This is a genomic window from Pseudomonas sp. HN11, assembly GCF_021390155.1.
GTDB lineage: Bacteria > Pseudomonadota > Gammaproteobacteria > Pseudomonadales > Pseudomonadaceae > Aquipseudomonas.
In genome coordinates this window covers 4,194,828-4,211,392 of the sequence record NZ_CP089985.1, presented here as the reverse complement: position 1 = coordinate 4,211,392, position 16,565 = coordinate 4,194,828, and the positions used below count along the sequence as shown (strand labels likewise).

The following is a 16,565-nucleotide window of genomic DNA, read 5'->3' as shown; positions in this document are numbered from 1 at the left end:
CCAGAACCACCCAAGCTGGTGTTACCATTCGCCCCTTGTTTCAATTTTCAGTTTTATCGCCCATTCGAGACCTGCCATGACCACCGTCCGCACGCGCATCGCGCCATCGCCTACTGGGGATCCCCACGTCGGCACTGCTTACATCGCCTTGTTCAACTACTGCTTTGCCAAGCAGCATGGCGGTGAATTCATCCTGCGGATCGAAGACACCGATCAACTGCGGTCCACCCGCGAGTCGGAACAGCAGATCTTCGATGCCTTGCGCTGGTTGGGCATTACCTGGGCGGAAGGCCCGGACGTGGGCGGCCCGCACGGCCCGTATCGCCAGAGCGAGCGCAGCGACATCTACAAACAGTACACCCAGCAACTGGTCGACATGGGCCACGCCTTCCCGTGTTTCTGCACCGCGGAAGAATTGGACCAGATGCGCGCCGAGCAACAGGCCCGTGGCGAAACCCCGCGCTACGACGGCCGCGCGCTGCTGCTGTCGAAAGAAGAAGTGGCCCGACGCCTGGCCGCTGGCGAACCGCATGTGATCCGCATGAAAGTGCCAAGCGAAGGCGTGTGCGTGGTGCCGGACATGCTGCGCGGTGACGTCGAGATCCCGTGGGACCGCATGGACATGCAAGTGCTGATGAAGACCGACGGCCTGCCGACGTACTTCCTGGCCAACGTGGTCGACGACCACCTGATGGGCATCACCCACGTGCTGCGCGGCGAAGAATGGCTGCCATCGGCGCCAAAACTGATCCTGCTCTACGAGTACTTCGGCTGGGAGCAACCGCAACTGTGCTACATGCCGCTGCTGCGTAACCCGGACAAGAGCAAGTTGTCCAAGCGCAAGAACCCGACCTCGGTAACCTTCTACGAGCGCATGGGCTTCATGCCTGAGGCGATGCTCAACTACCTGGGCCGCATGGGCTGGTCGATGCCGGACGAGCGCGAGAAGTTCTCGTTGCAGGAAATGGTCGATAACTTCGACCTGTCCCGCGTGTCCTTGGGCGGGCCGATCTTCGACATCGAGAAGCTGTCGTGGCTCAACGGCCAGTGGCTGCGTGATCTGCCGGTGGAAGAGTTCGCCAGCCGCGTTCAGCAATGGGCGTTGAACCCTGAGTACATGATGAAGATCGCGCCGCTGGTGCAGGGCAGGGTGGAGACGTTCAGCCAGGTCGCACCGTTGGCCAGCTTCTTCTTCGCCGGGGGCGTGAATCCGGATCCTAAGCTGTTCGAATCCAAGAAACTCTCGGGCGACCAGGTTCGCCAGTTGATGCAGTTGATCCTGTGGAAGCTGGAAAGTCTGCGCCAGTGGGAGAAGGATGCGATTACCGCAACGATCCAGGCGGTGGTGGAGTCTCTTGAATTGAAACTGCGCGATGCCATGCCGCTGATGTTTGCCGCGATCACCGGGCAGGCCAGTTCGGTGTCGGTACTGGATGCGATGGAAATCCTTGGCCCGGACCTGACGCGTTTCCGTCTGCGCCAAGCCCTTGATTTGCTTGGCGGTGTGTCGAAGAAAGAAAACAAAGAGTGGGAAAAGCTGCTGGGTGCTATCGCATAAGTACGCGGTTGCAACGGCGAAACCCCGGTTTTCCGGGGTTTCGCCGGTAAGTGATTGTTATCCCGGCAAAAAACTTTGGAAATTGTTGAAAATAAATTTGACACACTTCCAAACCGCCATTAAGATTCGCCCCGTCCTCACCGATGAGGGGCTATAGCTCAGCTGGGAGAGCGCTTGCATGGCATGCAAGAGGTCAACGGTTCGATCCCGTTTAGCTCCACCAATTTACAGGTTCAAGGTCTGGCCACACCGTCCTTGAATCGATCAGTTCTCAGCGCTGATCAGTTGTACAGAAGGTTTTGTCCCCTTCGTCTAGTGGCCTAGGACACCGCCCTTTCACGGCGGTAACAGGGGTTCGAGTCCCCTAGGGGACGCCAGTTTCAACAAGCAGATCGCAAGGCCTGCTGCGTCGCGAGACGAAAAATCCGGGGCTATAGCTCAGCTGGGAGAGCGCTTGCATGGCATGCAAGAGGTCAACGGTTCGATCCCGTTTAGCTCCACCAATTTACAGGTTCAAGGTCTGGCCACACCGTCCTTGAGTCGATCGGTTCTCAGCACTGATCAACTGTACAGAAGGTTTGTGTCCCCTTCGTCTAGTGGCCTAGGACACCGCCCTTTCACGGCGGTAACAGGGGTTCGAGTCCCCTAGGGGACGCCACGATTACCCGCTCTGCGGGATTTTTAAGGGTCATTCAATTATTGAATGGCCCTTTTGTTTGTCTGGTGTTTGGCCAACTCTCTCTTCCATTTCCATCCTCTCTTCTGACCAGCGGTCATGGCTGTGGCTTGCCAAATATTATTATGATAATAATATTCAGCCCATGAACATCGGAGGCAATGATGAGCGATAAAAAAGCACAAACCCGCGAACGTATTCTGCAAGCCGCCAGCGCTGCATTGATTCAGCGTGGCCCGGCCGAGCCGAGTGTGGGTGAAGTCATGGGGGCGGCGGGGCTGACTGTCGGTGGCTTCTACGCGCACTTCGAAAGCAAGGATGCGCTGATGCTGGAGGCCTTCACCCAGTTGCTGGCCAAGCGTCGCGCCTCGATTGATGACATTGACTCACAGATGAGCGCAGAGGAGCGCAGAAGCCTGGTGGCCGCGTTCTATCTGTCGCGCAAGCATCGTGACTCTACCGCCCAGGCCTGTCCGATCCCGGCGACCGTAGGCGAGATGAGCCGCCTGCCGGATGAATTCCGCCAGGCATTGAATGAGCACTGCGAACTGATGGCCGCGCAACTCGCCGCCAGCCCCGAAGACACCGACAAAGCCCTGGCCGACATGGCGCTGATGATCGGTGGCCTGGCCTTGGCCCGCGCCTTGGGGCCGGGCGAGTTATCTGACCGTGTGCTGCGCGCCGCCAAGTCGGCTGTGCGTTAGAAGAGGGCTGTCATGATAGGCACGTTAACCTGGATTCGTCGCTTCAACGGCACCCTGGGGCACCTGGCACCGCAAACGGTGGCGAACAAGATGCTTCGTGCCTTCATGACGCCTCGCGATCTGCCGCCGCGTGACTGGGAGCTGCCGCTGTTGGCGCAAGCGGAGCGCATCACCTTGCGTTTCGGTTTGTCTGCCTTGCGTTGGGGGCAGGGGCCTGCGGTGTTATTGATGCACGGTTGGGAAGGCCGGCCGACCCAGTTTGCCAGCCTGATCAGTGCGTTGGTCGATAACGGTTATTCAGTGATAGCCCTCGATGGTCCTGCCCATGGCCGTTCGCCGGGCCGTGAAGCCCATGTGTTGCTCTTCGCTCGCGCCATGCTTGAGGCCGCCGCCGAGTTGCCGCCGTTGCACGCCGTGATCGGCCATTCCATGGGCGGTGCCAGTGCGATGCTGGCGGTGCAGTTGGGCTTGCGTACCGAAGCGCTGGTGAGCATTGCTGCGCCGTCGCGTTTTCTGGATGTGCTGCGTGGCTTCACCAAGATGGTTGGCTTGCCGACGCGGGCGCGCACGGTGTTCATCCAGGAAGTGGAGCTGGCCTTCGGGATGCCGCTCAAACACCTGGATGTGGCCCACTACCAGATGAATATCCCTGGCCTGATTGTGCACGCCGAAGACGATACCTTCGTTCCAGTCAAAGCTTCCCAGGCCATTCACGAAGCCTGGTTCGACAGTCGCCTGCTGCGCCTGGAGCAGGGCGGTCATCAGAAAGTGCTGGCCGACCCCCGCGTGATCGCCGCTGTGCTGACGCTGCTCGCCGGCCGCCTACAGGAGCGGCAAACGGCCTGATACACTGCCCCGGTCAAGTTAATCGACTGGGAGCAAGGCATGGGCTGGGATTTGGCAACGCCGTTTATCATCGAGCTGCAGGTTGCCCCTGAAGACATCGACGGCTTGGGGCACGCGAACAACGCGGTGTATGTGTCCTGGCTGGAGCGCTGCGCCTGGCGCCACTCCCAACGCCTGGGCCTGGACCTGACCGAATATCGCCGCCTGGACCGCGCCATGGCGGTGGTGCGCCATGAAATCGACTACCTGGCCGCAGGCTACGAGGGTGATGAGCTGCAACTGGCCACCTGGATCGTCGACTGGGACCAGCGCCTGAAGATGACACGGCGCTTCCAGCTGGTCCGCCCGCGGGATGGCGTCACCCTGCTGCGTGCACAAACCACCTTTGTCTGCATCGAACTCTCCACCGGCAAGCCCAAGCGCATGCCCGCTGAATTTCTCGACGGTTATGGCCCCGCCCTGACAGGGGGTTAACGGTCGCTGTGGGAAACCCAGTAAACTGCGCCACGATTTTTGTTGAGTGTTTTCCATGCAAATTGCTTTGGCGCCCATGGAGGGGTTGGTCGACAACATCCTGCGGGACGTTCTCACTCGTGTCGGCGGTATCGACTGGTGCGTGACCGAGTTCATCCGCGTCAACGACCGCCTGCTCACCCCTGCCTATTTCCACAAGCTCGCCCCGGAGTTGTTGCACGGTGCCCACACTGCGGCGGGTGTACCGCTGCGTGTGCAATTGCTCGGCTCCGACCCGGTGTGCCTGGCGGAAAACGCCGCCCTTGCCTGTGAGCTGGGTTCGCAAGTCATCGACCTGAACTTCGGCTGTCCGGCCAAGACCGTCAACAAGTCCCGAGGCGGCGCGGTGTTGCTCAAGGAGCCCGAACTGCTTAACCAGATCGTTGAGCATGTGCGTCGCGCTGTGCCGGCCCACATCCCGGTCACCGCCAAGATGCGCCTGGGCTTTGACAGCCCGGACGGCGCCTTGGTCTGCGCCACGGCGCTGGCCGAGGGTGGTGCGGCGCACATCGTGGTGCATGCGCGCACTAAGACCGATGGCTACAAGCCGCCTGCCCATTGGGAATGGATCCCGCGCGTACAGGACGTGGTCAAGGTGCCGGTGTTCGCCAATGGTGATATCTGGAGTGTTGAAGACTGGAAGCGCTGTCGCGAAGTCAGTGGTGCCGAGGACATCATGCTGGGGCGTGGCCTCGTCGCGCGCCCGGACCTGGCGCGGCAGATTGCAGCGGCGCGGGCAGGTGAGGAAGTGGTCGAGATGACCTGGGCAGAAATGCAGCCCATGCTTCAGGACTTCTGGACCCAGTCTGTGGAGCAACTGACTGAGCGTCAAGCGCCAGGGCGTCTGAAGCAATGGTTGGCCATGTTGACGCGCAATTATCCGGAGGCGGTGGAACTGTTCACCCTGATGCGTAGGGAGACCGATCTGAGGCGGGTCGGACATCTGCTGGGAATGCCTGACCAACCTATACAGCTGGCAGCGCTGCAAAATTAGGTTGGTATATATAAGTATTTCATCTTTTGCTGAACAAGGCGCCAATTGGCGCCTTTTTCTTGTGTGAAAAAATACAGTGAAGCGCAAACGTAGAGTGTGCGGGCAGTTCTCACGGCTGCAGCAAGGGCGTGAGTACTGGGTCGTTACCAGGTATATGCAAAAAAACATTAATGATTTTCTCAAATGGTACTGAATGTTAAGGCTGCGCGTTTACCAATATGTTTTCGCGTAGTGGCGTGCGCGCTAATTAACACAGGTTGCAAACCGATCTAAGAGTTGTTGTTTTCTTTACATTGCTTAGTTCCCGGAATGTTTCTGCCTGTGACGAAAACTGGCGCGTTCGATGTGCGTGTGTTCGCGGGTTTTGGCGGATTGTCCATAGGAAAAATACAGCGCGGCTCATTTGGTTTCCTTATATGAGCTGCGACTTATCGGAACTCATACTCTTTGCGGCCCACGAATCCCTCGAGTTCGGAGTGTTTGCAGCAGCTTCATACTCTCAATCAATAAACGGGCCCCGCCTGTGCATGTGGGTGTTGAACACAATCTGAGGAGTAAAAAATATGTCCAATGTGTCGACCAATCAGTTTCCGTCGATGAATATGAATTATGCGAACCTTAATCCGGCGACAGTGCCAGTGAACACGCCGGGCGAATCATCACCGTCTACGGAAAGTATTAATAAGTTTCTGAAAGATAGCGCCCCAGCGCAAAAAGAAAACCTAGTGACTGTGAGCAAAGAGTCCTTGGAGAAGTTGTTTGCAATTTTTGAGTTTGCGGTCAAGGCGATGCGTAGCATATTGTTGGGCATGGGCGTATTCCCTAAGTCATCAAGTGAATTGGACACTCAACCCCACATTAACCCCAACGCTGAAGGTAAAGTTGTTAAGGACGCGGTGACGCAACAGGTAAAGCCTGCCAAGTCCGACGTAGCGTCAAGCCAAGATGGCAAGGTAGACGTGGATGTAGGGGGGCAACCCAAAACCGAGTTGCAGACGGATTCCAAGGCCCAGCAGAAGGTTGGTCCGCAAGTCAAAATACTGTCGGATGAGCGCACTCAGGTGACTGTTGCTCCTGATGGCAAACTCAATGCCCAGCAATCAACGACTTCTCTGAATGATGTGGCGCAGCAGAATAAGGTGTCCTCTGATATCAATGTGACGGTGCACGTTCAGGGCTGTCACTGCCCGCATACAGATGAGCGCACTACACCGCAGCCGTCGGTGACGCCGAAGGTCGATATGCAGCCGTTGCCCCGACCGTCGGTGACGCCGAAGGACGATACGCAGCCGTTGCCCCAACCGTCGGTGACGCCAAAGGTCGAAACGCAGACCACGCCACAGCCTCAGGTCCCCCCTGTGACGATTAAAAGTTCAGACGCCAAGCCGCCTGTACTACCCGAAGTGCCTAGCCCGCCCACTTCGGACCTTACATCGCCTGCTCCCGATGACCTAGAGGACGATTTGCGCAGTCCTTCCCAAGCCCGGTTCGATAGCCGCATGGCTGTCAGACATGGTCTGCGCCAACGCTTTTGAACCCGCCGCCTTAATGCACTGACCCTAAATATCCGTTCCCTGGCTGGCTGGTCAGGGAGCATTCAACGAGGCTAAAGCATGTTATCGACCAGTCGTAATTATCTCGAACGCCCCATCTTTGATGCTTACCCGGCCCCAGACCGTTCGGCTCGTGTATTGCCGGAGGTTCCAATACGGGACGCCACGCCACCCACTGTATGCCCCCACAGGATGCCGACCAGCGTCAGCCAACACGCAGACGCCGCAGTGCTGATGGGCACGCTGATTGATTTGTTCAAGCAACTCCTGAACCAGATACAGAGCCTGGTGCGTAAAGATGTGCGCCCGTCTGATTCGGTAAATCATGAAAAAACTTTACCACAACCCTTTGTGCAGCCCGATACGGTGCAGGTCGATAAGCAACTCGATCACATTTCTGTACTTTCCAATAAACCAAAGGGAGAAAAACCTAAAAGCATCTGGAGAGGGTTTCGGCAGGGCAAGAATGGTAATTGCGTAACAATCTCCGCCATCAAGGCAGCGATGGCAAAGTTTGGCCAAAACCCAAAGAGTATTTACGCGTCTGTTGAAAAAACTGCTGAGGGTTATAAGGTGGTCATGCGCGATGGGTTCAAGCTGAATTTGACAGATTCTGAACTGAACCGGGCCATTCGAGGTTCCAACTTTGTCGGGATCGATGATCAGGGGATGTTGAAGGATGCTCACTTTATGTTTGCCTGTTCCGCCAAGCGTGCGCAGATTGAAAATAATGACGGCACGGCCAAAAGAAGTTTTGAGGCGGCGATCAGAAGTCTTAACGATGGCGAGGATGAACGAGGCCCGGGAGAAGGTTTCAAGCGTTTGGGCCTGAAGGCTCATACGCGGCGCGTGAAGGTGAGTGACTTTGCAGACAAATCATTGATAGGCATGGTCAACAGGCGTGGGCACTCGGTGGCTGTAGTAGATGGATGTGAGGAACTGTACGGACGCAAGGGCCGCCGGCCGACCAATGGGGACGCCATCGCATTGGTCTGATACCGCGGTTCAAACGATGAGTTCGCAACGAACAGATCGAAGAATTTCTGTTGGGAATGTTACTTCAGTTTTTTGCACATTGAGACTTGTGAAGTTCCACGGGTCAGAGATCCCAGTCTTTTGTAAATAGCAGATTTCGAACGAGTGGGTAGTGCAGCCCTCAGTCGTCTCAACCTGCCTTTTTATGTTGGGCGCTGAATTGCAAAGTTTAGGTTTTTTTTTAGTGCTGTCCCTTCTAACTATTTAATGATGAGTTGATTATATGAATGTGTCCGCAATTGGATCTTCTGTGCGCATAACGCCCCTGGCGCTGCAACGTTCCGAGCACTTGGAAAATGACGCTTCACTTATCACCGCATTTGACGCCCGGCAACGCCGCTTCGGCGAACACTACAATGCGAGCTCCCATAGCGCAGTCATCAAATTGATGATGCTCACTTTTGGCGTGCGTCCTGCTGATATGTTCAATGAGGTACGCAGCACTACCGATGGTTTTGACGTGACCATGAAAGACGGCTACACGCTGCATCTATCAGAGCAAGAGCTACAACAGGCTGGAGCGGCCTCGTGTTTTACCGGCAGTGATAGTGAAGTACTTGGTAGTGCACATTTCGCGCTGGCGGTGTTTATCAAGCGCAAACAACTGGGTACTCGCAATACAGCGGGTCTACCCGATTTCGCATCAGTCCTGGCTCAGTCGCTGCAGGGTGAAACGACCTTTAACATGCTCAAAGGCATGGGATTGTCCAAGCATCTGCGTTACCTGCCCACTGCAACCGTTGTCAACGAAGGAGGACTTGGGGTCGCAGACAGTTATGACGCTGGTTCATCGCTGATTCACGCCGGCAAGGCATACCGCTTCGGCAAGCAGGGTTCACCTGACCGTGCCTACATGTATACGTTGGTGACGGACCCTGCGCCAAAGCCTCGCATCAGCCCGGCACCGCCAATTGTTGTGCCCAAGGTTGATCCTGAGCCTCAGACTGCCCGTCCCCAAGTCACCGAGGTGTTACAGGGGTTTGATACAACCCCGCGAAAATTCGGCGAGTTTATCGACCTCAGCAGCCATGCGGCCGTTTTCAAGCTGATGATGCTCAGGTTTGGCAGGTCGCCTTCCGATGTGTTTGAAAAAGTCGAAGCCACGCCACATCAGTTCAATGTCACCCTGAAAGATGGTTTTAAAATGACGCTGTCAACGCAAGAAGTGGAGCGCGCCGGTCAATCCTCGCGATTTGTCGGCCCTGATGCGCAAATGGTGAAGAGCGCCAATTTCATGCTGGCAGCCTTCGCCAAGCGCAAACAGCTTGAACGCAACACGTCATTTGATGCGGCGCTGTCGAGCACTTTACGGGGAGAGACCCTATACAACTTGTTGAAGGGGATGGGCGTGGTCGGCTTCCTGCGAAAGTTATCGCCTGATGATCTGCGCAAGCCCGATAGCATCGGCGTTACCCAAATATTTAACTCTTCAGGTGCCTTGGTGGTCGGTGGGTTCAAGCATAGCGACGGCGGTAAAGAGGCGGTTGGCAACGACTACGGCTACCAGTTTTTACCCGATCAGCCCGTCGAGCCTGACGGGTGGCCGGCGCGGCTGTCCGGCGTGCCTGTGGGGACCAAACCGGTTGATACCTTGAGCGGTTTCTATCAGGGCTTTGAAGGGAACTGTGTCACCGTATCGGCGATCAAGGCTGCGATGAACAAGTTCGGGCAAAATCCTTCTGGCATCTACAAGCGTGTCGTCGAGACGCCGAAAGGCTTCACCGTTGTGATGCGTGATGGTTGCACCGTGCGCCTGACCCATGCCGAGTTGGAAAAGGCACGTGAGGCGGCACAATTCAGGGGGGAGGATAAGGGGCTGGTTGACGATGCCGTGTTCCTCTATGGCGTGAGTGCCAAGCGTGCTCAGATGGAAAACCACGAGTTCCGCGCCGGCGCCAGTTATGCAAGCGCCCTGCAAACCCTGAACGACGGTGAGATTGCGGGAGACGCGCTGCGTCGTCTTGGCTTGTATGCCTTTATTCGCCAAAGCAGCGTGCAGGAGTTGGCGTCGGGAGTACCGGGCACCCTGGCAAACTTCCAGCATTCTGTAGTTGTGATAGACGGGGTCTTTGATCATTACGGAGCCAAGAAGGTCTTGAAAGGCTCGCGTTGGATGAGCGAGAAAGGTTACGCCCTGAAACTGGTTTAGCTCAGGGCCCCGCCCGCGATCAAGCGCTCCCTGAATCCGATCATGGGCAGTGGCCGGCTGTGCAAATACCCTTGGTACAAATGGCAGCCCAGACCCTGCAGGAAGGCCAACTGGTCCTGGGTTTCCACCCCTTCGGCAATCACCTCCAGGTTAAGGCTGCGGGCCATGGCGACAATGGCGCGGATGATTTCCGCGTCGTTGGGGTCATGGGTCGCGTCGCGCACAAAGGACTGGTCGATCTTCAGCGCATCCACCGGCAGGCGCTTTAGGTAGGTAAGCGATGAATACCCGGTGCCGAAGTCATCCATCGCAAAGCTCACGCCGAGCTTTTTCAGGCGGCGCATTTTGCTGATGGTGTCGTCCAGGTTCTGTATCACGATGCCTTCGGTGATTTCCAGTTTCAACAGACTGAACGGTAATTGGTGGTGCTTGAGGCTGCGCTCCACCCGCTCCACGAAGTCATTCTGGCGAAACTGTCGGGGGCTGATGTTCACGCACAGGCTGAAGTTCAACGGGTCGACCAAGCCTTCCGCGATCAGTTGTTGAAAGGTCGCGCAGGCTTCATCCAGGATCCAGGTGCCCACTTCAAGGATCAGGCCACTGTCCTCCAGTACCTTGATAAAGTCGGAGGGTGACTGCGCGCCCAGTTGCGGATGCTGCCAGCGCACCAGGGCCTCGGCGCCGACGATTTTGTTGCCGCGTGCATCCACCTGCGGTTGGTAATGCACGCTGAACTCGCCGCGGGACAGGGCCAGGCGCAGGTCGGTTTCCATGCGCAAGCGTTCGCTGGCGGTCTTTTGCATGCTGTTGTGGAACATCTGCGTGGTGTTGCGGCCCGAGTCCTTGGCACGGTACAGGGCGATGTCGGCGCGTTTGAGCAAGTCCGCCGGGGTAGAGCCGTGATCGGGGATCAGCGCCACGCCAATGCTCGGCGTGACCTGCAAGCGATGGCCATCCAGAAACATCGGCTCAGACAGCAACTCACGTAAGGTGTCGGCCAATTGCTGTACCTGGCCGCTGACTTCCGTGCGCGTGCCATCCAGGCCACTGAGCAGCACCACAAACTCATCGCCCCCCAGGCGCGCCACGGTGTCCTCCATGCGCACACTGGCTTCCAGGCGTGCCGTGACAATTTTCAGCACCGTGTCGCCCACCGGATGACCGAGCGAGTCGTTGATGTGCTTGAAGTGGTCGAGGTCGAGGAACAGCAAGGCACCGCGCAGGTTGTGACGCTTGAGCAGGGCAATCTGTTGGCTCAGGCGGTCCATCAACAGGGCGCGGTTCGGCAAGTTGGTCAGCGGGTCGTGATAGGCCAGGTGGCGAATTTGCGCCTGGGCGTTTTTCAACAGGCTCACGTCCCGCGCGGTCAGCAGCAGGCACGGGGTTTCATTCAAGGTGATGGGTTCCACCGAGACTTCCACCGCCAGCAACTCGCCGCGTTTGTTGTGCCAGAGCATTTCCAAGTGATGGATGCGGCCCTTGATCTGCAATTCGGCCAGCAGCGCGGCGCGTTGGTTCTCGTCGGCCCAGATGCCGATCTGGTACAGGGTCAGGCCAATGGCTTCTTCGGCGCGATAGCCGGTCAGCCGGCAGAAGCCGTCGTTGACCTCTACATAGCGGCCGGTGTCACGCTCGGTGATGGAAATCGCATCGGGGCTGGAATGAAAGGCTTTGGCGAATTTCTCTTCACTGGCCTTGAGTGCGGCTTCCGAACGCTGTTGCTGGGTGATATCGCGCAAGGTGGTGACGATACATGACTGATCACCGACTTTGATCAAGCGGCTGGAAATCACGCAGGTCAGCGCCTGGCCGTTCTTGTGATGCACCACAATCGCCACATTGCTCAGCGCCTGCTCGCGGATCACCCGTTCGATGCGTTGCAGGCGCTTGCTGGATTCGTCCCACAGGCCGATCTGCTCGGCGCTCTTGTCGATCACCTCGGCGGCCGTCCAGCCAAAAGTCTGGGTAAACGCCGGGTTGATCTCGATAAACGCACCGCTGTCCAGGCCAGTGACGCAGATCGGGTCGGGGCTGGCTTGAAAGAGGCTGGCGAATTTTTCTTCGGAAGCGGTCAGGCGCTGTTCGCGTTCGACCTGGTCGGTGATGTCCAGCAAGGTGCCGGCCATGCGCACCGGTGCGCCGTGTTCATCGCGGTACAGCCGCGCGCGGCTTTCAAGGTAGCGTGAGCTGCCGTCTTCCATGGGCACGCGGTAAGTCAGTTGATAATTGCCGGCCGGGCCCTCGCGCAAGGTGCGATAGGCGTTGCGCATGCTCTCGCGCTCTTCATCGGGCATGCCCTCGAAGAACGCGTCAAAGGATTCATGGAACGGCTCCGGGGGCAGCCCGTGCAGTTGAGCGGCGCGGGCCGAGCCGTAGAGCATGCCGGTGGGGATGTGCCAGTCCCAGGTGCCCAATTGCGCCGAATCCAGTGCCAGGTCGAGGCGTTCCTGGCTGTCCTTGAGGGCCTGATCGGCGTTCTTGCGGTCGGTGGTGTCGAGAAAAGTGCTGATCAGGTAGGCCTCACCCTCCAGCTCGACTTTTTGCGCGCTGAGGGTGCCATCGTGGATCTGGCCGTTACTGGCACAAAACTGCACCTCCATGGTGATGGGCTCGCCCTTGCGCTGGGTGGCCTTGACCAACTGCCCGCGTTGCTCCGGGTGGCGCCACAGGCCCAGGTCCAAGGTGGTGCGACCGATAGCGTCGGCCAGTGGCCAGCCGAACAGCATTTCGAAATACTGATTGGCTTCGCTGATCAGTCCGTCGGACTGGCGGGTGAGCAGGACCATGTTCGGGCACAGGTGAAACAGTGTGGCAAAGCGTTTTTCGGAGTGGCTGAGGGCGTGCTCCCGTTCGCGCTGGCGGGTGGTCTCGCGGATCACCCCGATCATGCGGCGCCGGCCGGCTTTGTCGGGTGCCAGGCTGCCATTGATCTCCAGCCAGTGGTGAGTGCCGTCCGGCCACTGGATGTGGTGATGCATGGCCTGCTCGAACGGCTCGCCCGCCAGTACGGCATGAAAGGCCCGCACCACACGGGCGCGATCCTCTGGCGCGAGCAGGTCGAGGTAATCCAGATCCTTGGGCAGCGGCTGGCGCGGATCAAAACCGAACAGTGCCTGGGTGCCGCGCGACCAGCTTATTTTGCCGGTGTCGATTTCCCAGCTCCACGCACCCAGCCGGGCAGCATTGAGCGCTGCCAGCAATTGCGGAGCATTGTCCCAGCTTTGTTCCGCCTCTTGAGGGTCGAGGGCGTAGATGCGGGGCAGAGGTGGCACGGAGTCGACGGGGTTGCGCATTATCAAAGGGCCTTGGCTCGATGGGCGTAAGGCGCGGTTCAGTTCAGACCTTGAGGCCGCACAGTTTCATGCCGGGATCCCTGGCAGATCGACTTGTGCATCCAATAGGCTCATGAAAGCCCGCGCAGCATTCGACAGCGTCCTTTCGGTGTGCACGATATAGCCTAGCTGGCGACTGAGCTGTATGCCCGGCAAAGCGATACTTGCCACCTGATCATCGAGCATGGTGCGCGGCAAAACACTCCAGGCCAGACCGATGGACACCATCATCTTGATGGTTTCCAGATAGTTAGTGCTCATCGCGATGTTCGGTGTAAGACCCTGGGCCTCGAACAACCGGCTGACAATATGGTGGGTAAAGGTGTTGCCTCCGGGGAAAACCGCCGGGTGGCCGGCGATATCGGCCAAGCTGATGCTGCCATTGCTGATCAAGCTGTGCTCGGGGGCCACCACGAAATCCAGTGGGTCATCCCACACCGCAGTAGCACGCACCAGGTGGTGAGGGTCGGGCGCCAGAGTGATCACCGCCACTTCGGCGCGGCCATGGAGGATTTCTTCGTAGGCCACTTCCGAATCGAGGAACTGAATATCCAGCGCCACATTCGGGTATTCCCGGGTAAAGGTACGCAGCACCGGTGGCAAGCGGTGCAGGCCGATATGGTGACTGGTGGCTAACGTGAGACGGCCGCTGACCTCGCCGGTGAGGTTAGTGAGGGCGCGACGCGTGTCGTCCAGCACGTTGAGGATCTGATAGGCGCGCGGCAGCAAGGCCCGCCCAGCCTCGGTCAAGCCGACTTCACGGCCCAGGCGATCGAACAAGCGCACCTTCAATTGTTGTTCAAGGCCGGCGATACGTTTGCTGATGGCGGGCTGGGTCAGGTGCAGGCGTTCACCCGCGCCGGAGAAGCTGCCGGTCTCGGCGATAGCGATAAAGGCATTGAGGTTGGCCAGGTCCATTGTTGTATTCCAGTTGGTAATCCAAAGCATAAAAAATATGAATTTGAGTTATTTAATGTAGCGCCATACCATCAGCCTCACAAGCCAAAGGGTTATTGAAAACCCGGCATAGAGAAACACCGCTGATGAGGACCGACTGATGGCCGGCAAAACGCTGTACGACAAGCTTTGGGATTCCCATGAAGTGAAACGGCGCGACGATGGCTCGTCGCTGATCTATATCGACCGTCACATCATCCATGAAGTGACCTCGCCGCAAGCGTTCGAAGGCCTGCGACTGGCCGGGCGCAAGCCTTGGCGTGTCGACTCCATCATCGCCACACCCGACCACAACGTACCGACTACCCCGGAGCGCAAGGGCGGTATCGAAGCCATTGCCGACCAGGTGTCGCGTTTGCAAGTGCAGACCCTCGACGACTACTGCGACGAATATGGCATCACCGAATTCAAGATGAATGACGTGCGTCAAGGCATCGTGCACGTGATCGGCCCGGAGCAGGGGGCCACTTTGCCGGGCATGACCGTGGTCTGCGGCGACTCCCACACCTCCACCCACGGTGCGTTCGGCGCCTTGGCCCACGGCATTGGCACGTCCGAGGTGGAACATGTGTTCGCCACCCAGTGCCTGGTCGCCAAGAAAATGAAAAACATGCTGGTTCGCGTTGAGGGCAAATTGCCGTTCGGCGTGACCGCTAAAGACATCGTGCTGGCTGTGATCGGCAAGATCGGCACCGCCGGCGGTAACGGCCATGCCATCGAGTTCGCCGGCAGCGCCATTCGCGACCTGTCCATCGAAGGCCGCATGACCATCTGCAACATGTCCATCGAAGCCGGTGCCCGCGTCGGCATGGTGGCAGCGGACGAAAAGACCGTTGAATACGTCAAGGGCCGCCCATTCGCCCCGCAAGGCGCGGAGTGGGATGCCGCCGTGGAAGCCTGGAAAGACCTGGTCTCCGACGCCGATGCGGTATTCGACACCGTGGTTGAGTTGGACGCTGCCCAGATCAAGCCGCAAGTCAGCTGGGGGACCTCGCCGGAGATGGTCCTGGCTGTCGACCAGAACGTGCCGGACCCAGCGCAGGAAGCCGACCTGGTCAAGCGTGGCTCCATCGAGCGCGCCTTGAAGTACATGGGCTTGCAGGCCAACCAAGCGATCACCGATATCCAGTTGGATCGCGTGTTCATCGGTTCCTGCACCAACTCGCGGATCGAAGACCTGCGCGCGGCGGCGGTGATCGCCAAAGGCCGTAAGGTCGCGTCCACCATCAAGCAAGCCATCGTGGTGCCGGGTTCGGGTCTGGTCAAAGCGCAAGCCGAAGCCGAAGGCCTGGACAAGATCTTTCTTGACGCCGGTTTTGAATGGCGTGAGCCGGGCTGCTCCATGTGCCTGGCGATGAACCCGGACCGCTTGGAGTCGGGCGAACATTGCGCGTCCACCTCCAACCGTAACTTCGAAGGGCGCCAGGGCGCTGGCGGGCGGACCCACCTGGTCAGTCCGGCCATGGCCGCTGCGGCTGCTGTCAACGGTCGTTTCATCGACGTTCGCGAATTGATCTGAGGAATACCCGATGCGTGCTTTTACTCAACACACCGGTCTTGTCGCCCCTTTGGATCGCGCCAACGTCGACACCGACCAGATCATCCCCAAGCAGTTCTTGAAGTCGATCAAGCGCACCGGCTTCGGCCCGAACCTGTTCGATGAGTGGCGCTACCTGGACGTGGGCTACGCCTACCAGGACAACTCCAAGCGCCCGCTGAACAAGGACTTCGTGCTCAACGCCGAGCGTTACCAGGGCGCCAGCGTCCTGCTGGCCCGGGAAAACTTCGGCTGCGGCTCCAGTCGTGAACACGCGCCATGGGCCCTGGAAGAGTATGGCTTTCGCAGCATCATCGCGCCGAGCTATGCCGACATCTTCTTCAACAACAGCTTCAAGAACGGTCTGCTGCCGATCATCTTGAGCGATGCCGAAGTGGACGAGCTGTTCAAGCAGGTAGAGGCCGAAGAGGGCTACCAACTGATTGTCGACCTGGCTGCGCAGACCGTGACCCGTCCGGACGGCAAGGTGTATCACTTTGAAGTGGATGCGTTCCGTAAGCACTGTCTGATCAACGGCCTGGACGACATCGGCCTGACTTTGCAGGACGGCGATGCGATTGCTGCGTTTGAAGCCAGGCACCGGGCGAGCCAGCCTTGGTTGTTTCGCGATGCCTGACCTGATGTAAGCAGCCCGCTCCCACATTCGACCCGGTTTCTTCAGTTGAAATGCAATCAAATGTGGGAGCGGGC

The 16,565-nt window shown here is 58.3% G+C and carries 12 protein-coding genes and 4 tRNA genes; 14 read left to right on the top strand and 2 right to left on the bottom strand.

The genetic code is table 11. From position 1 onward, the window contains the following. Positions 1-76 precede the first annotated feature (76 nt). The 12 genes from gltX to LVW35_RS19060 all read left to right on the top strand — a co-directional run bounded on the left by gltX (position 77) and on the right by LVW35_RS19060 (position 10,028). Positions 77-1,558 (top strand): glutamate--tRNA ligase, encoded by a 1,482-nt coding sequence (gltX, locus tag LVW35_RS19115; protein ID WP_025856465.1) that lies wholly within the window; start codon positions 77-79, stop codon positions 1,556-1,558. A gap of 147 nt (positions 1,559-1,705) precedes the next feature. Beyond that, positions 1,706-1,781, top strand: a tRNA-Ala gene (locus LVW35_RS19110). A gap of 78 nt (positions 1,782-1,859) precedes the next feature. After that, a tRNA-Glu gene (locus tag LVW35_RS19105) sits at positions 1,860-1,935 on the top strand. Between the two features lie 50 nt (positions 1,936-1,985). Continuing rightward, positions 1,986-2,061: transfer RNA gene (locus tag LVW35_RS19100), tRNA-Ala, on the top strand. A 79-nt stretch (positions 2,062-2,140) separates the two neighbouring features. Further along, positions 2,141-2,216, top strand: a tRNA-Glu gene (locus LVW35_RS19095). Between the two features lie 182 nt (positions 2,217-2,398). Continuing rightward, the gene (locus LVW35_RS19090) at positions 2,399-2,938 is read left to right on the top strand and encodes a TetR/AcrR family transcriptional regulator (protein WP_233891569.1); all 540 of its coding nucleotides are present in this window, start codon (positions 2,399-2,401) and stop codon (positions 2,936-2,938) included. Positions 2,939-2,953: 15 nt separating this feature from the next. Next, the gene (locus LVW35_RS19085) at positions 2,954-3,784 is read left to right on the top strand and encodes an alpha/beta hydrolase (RefSeq protein WP_233896517.1); all 831 of its coding nucleotides are present in this window, start codon (positions 2,954-2,956) and stop codon (positions 3,782-3,784) included. A gap of 39 nt (positions 3,785-3,823) precedes the next feature. After that, positions 3,824-4,258 (top strand): acyl-CoA thioesterase, encoded by a 435-nt coding sequence (locus LVW35_RS19080; RefSeq protein WP_233891568.1) that lies wholly within the window; start codon positions 3,824-3,826, stop codon positions 4,256-4,258. A 55-nt stretch (positions 4,259-4,313) separates the two neighbouring features. After that, positions 4,314-5,291, top strand: coding sequence for a tRNA dihydrouridine synthase (locus LVW35_RS19075; RefSeq protein WP_233891567.1), 978 nt, complete (start codon positions 4,314-4,316; stop codon positions 5,289-5,291). Between the two features lie 563 nt (positions 5,292-5,854). Beyond that, positions 5,855-6,826 (top strand): hypothetical protein, encoded by a 972-nt coding sequence (locus LVW35_RS19070; RefSeq protein ID WP_233891566.1) that lies wholly within the window; start codon positions 5,855-5,857, stop codon positions 6,824-6,826. A gap of 78 nt (positions 6,827-6,904) precedes the next feature. After that, complete coding sequence (locus LVW35_RS19065; RefSeq protein ID WP_233891565.1) at positions 6,905-7,840, top strand: hypothetical protein; 936 nt, start codon at positions 6,905-6,907, stop codon at positions 7,838-7,840. A 262-nt stretch (positions 7,841-8,102) separates the two neighbouring features. Beyond that, positions 8,103-10,028, top strand: a complete 1,926-nt coding sequence (locus tag LVW35_RS19060; RefSeq protein ID WP_233891564.1) for a hypothetical protein — start codon at positions 8,103-8,105, stop codon at positions 10,026-10,028. Here LVW35_RS19060 and LVW35_RS19055 read toward each other — a convergent pair. Both LVW35_RS19055 and LVW35_RS19050 read right to left on the bottom strand, forming a co-directional pair. After that, positions 10,025-13,321, bottom strand: a complete 3,297-nt coding sequence (locus tag LVW35_RS19055; RefSeq protein WP_233891563.1) for a sensor domain-containing protein — start codon at positions 13,319-13,321, stop codon at positions 10,025-10,027. The two genes, LVW35_RS19060 and LVW35_RS19055, sit on opposite strands and share 4 nt — an antisense overlap. 66 nt (positions 13,322-13,387) lie before the next feature. After that, complete coding sequence (locus tag LVW35_RS19050) at positions 13,388-14,278, bottom strand: LysR family transcriptional regulator (RefSeq protein WP_233891562.1); 891 nt, start codon at positions 14,276-14,278, stop codon at positions 13,388-13,390. 139 nt (positions 14,279-14,417) lie between these two features. Here LVW35_RS19050 and leuC point away from each other — a divergent pair, with 139 nt between their 5' ends. Both leuC and leuD read left to right on the top strand, forming a co-directional pair. Further along, a complete protein-coding gene (gene leuC / locus LVW35_RS19045; RefSeq protein WP_233891561.1) occupies positions 14,418-15,836 on the top strand; it encodes a 3-isopropylmalate dehydratase large subunit in 1,419 nt (472 codons plus the stop codon). 10 nt (positions 15,837-15,846) lie between these two features. Next, positions 15,847-16,491 (top strand): 3-isopropylmalate dehydratase small subunit, encoded by a 645-nt coding sequence (leuD, locus tag LVW35_RS19040; protein ID WP_233891560.1) that lies wholly within the window; start codon positions 15,847-15,849, stop codon positions 16,489-16,491. Positions 16,492-16,565 lie beyond the last annotated feature (74 nt).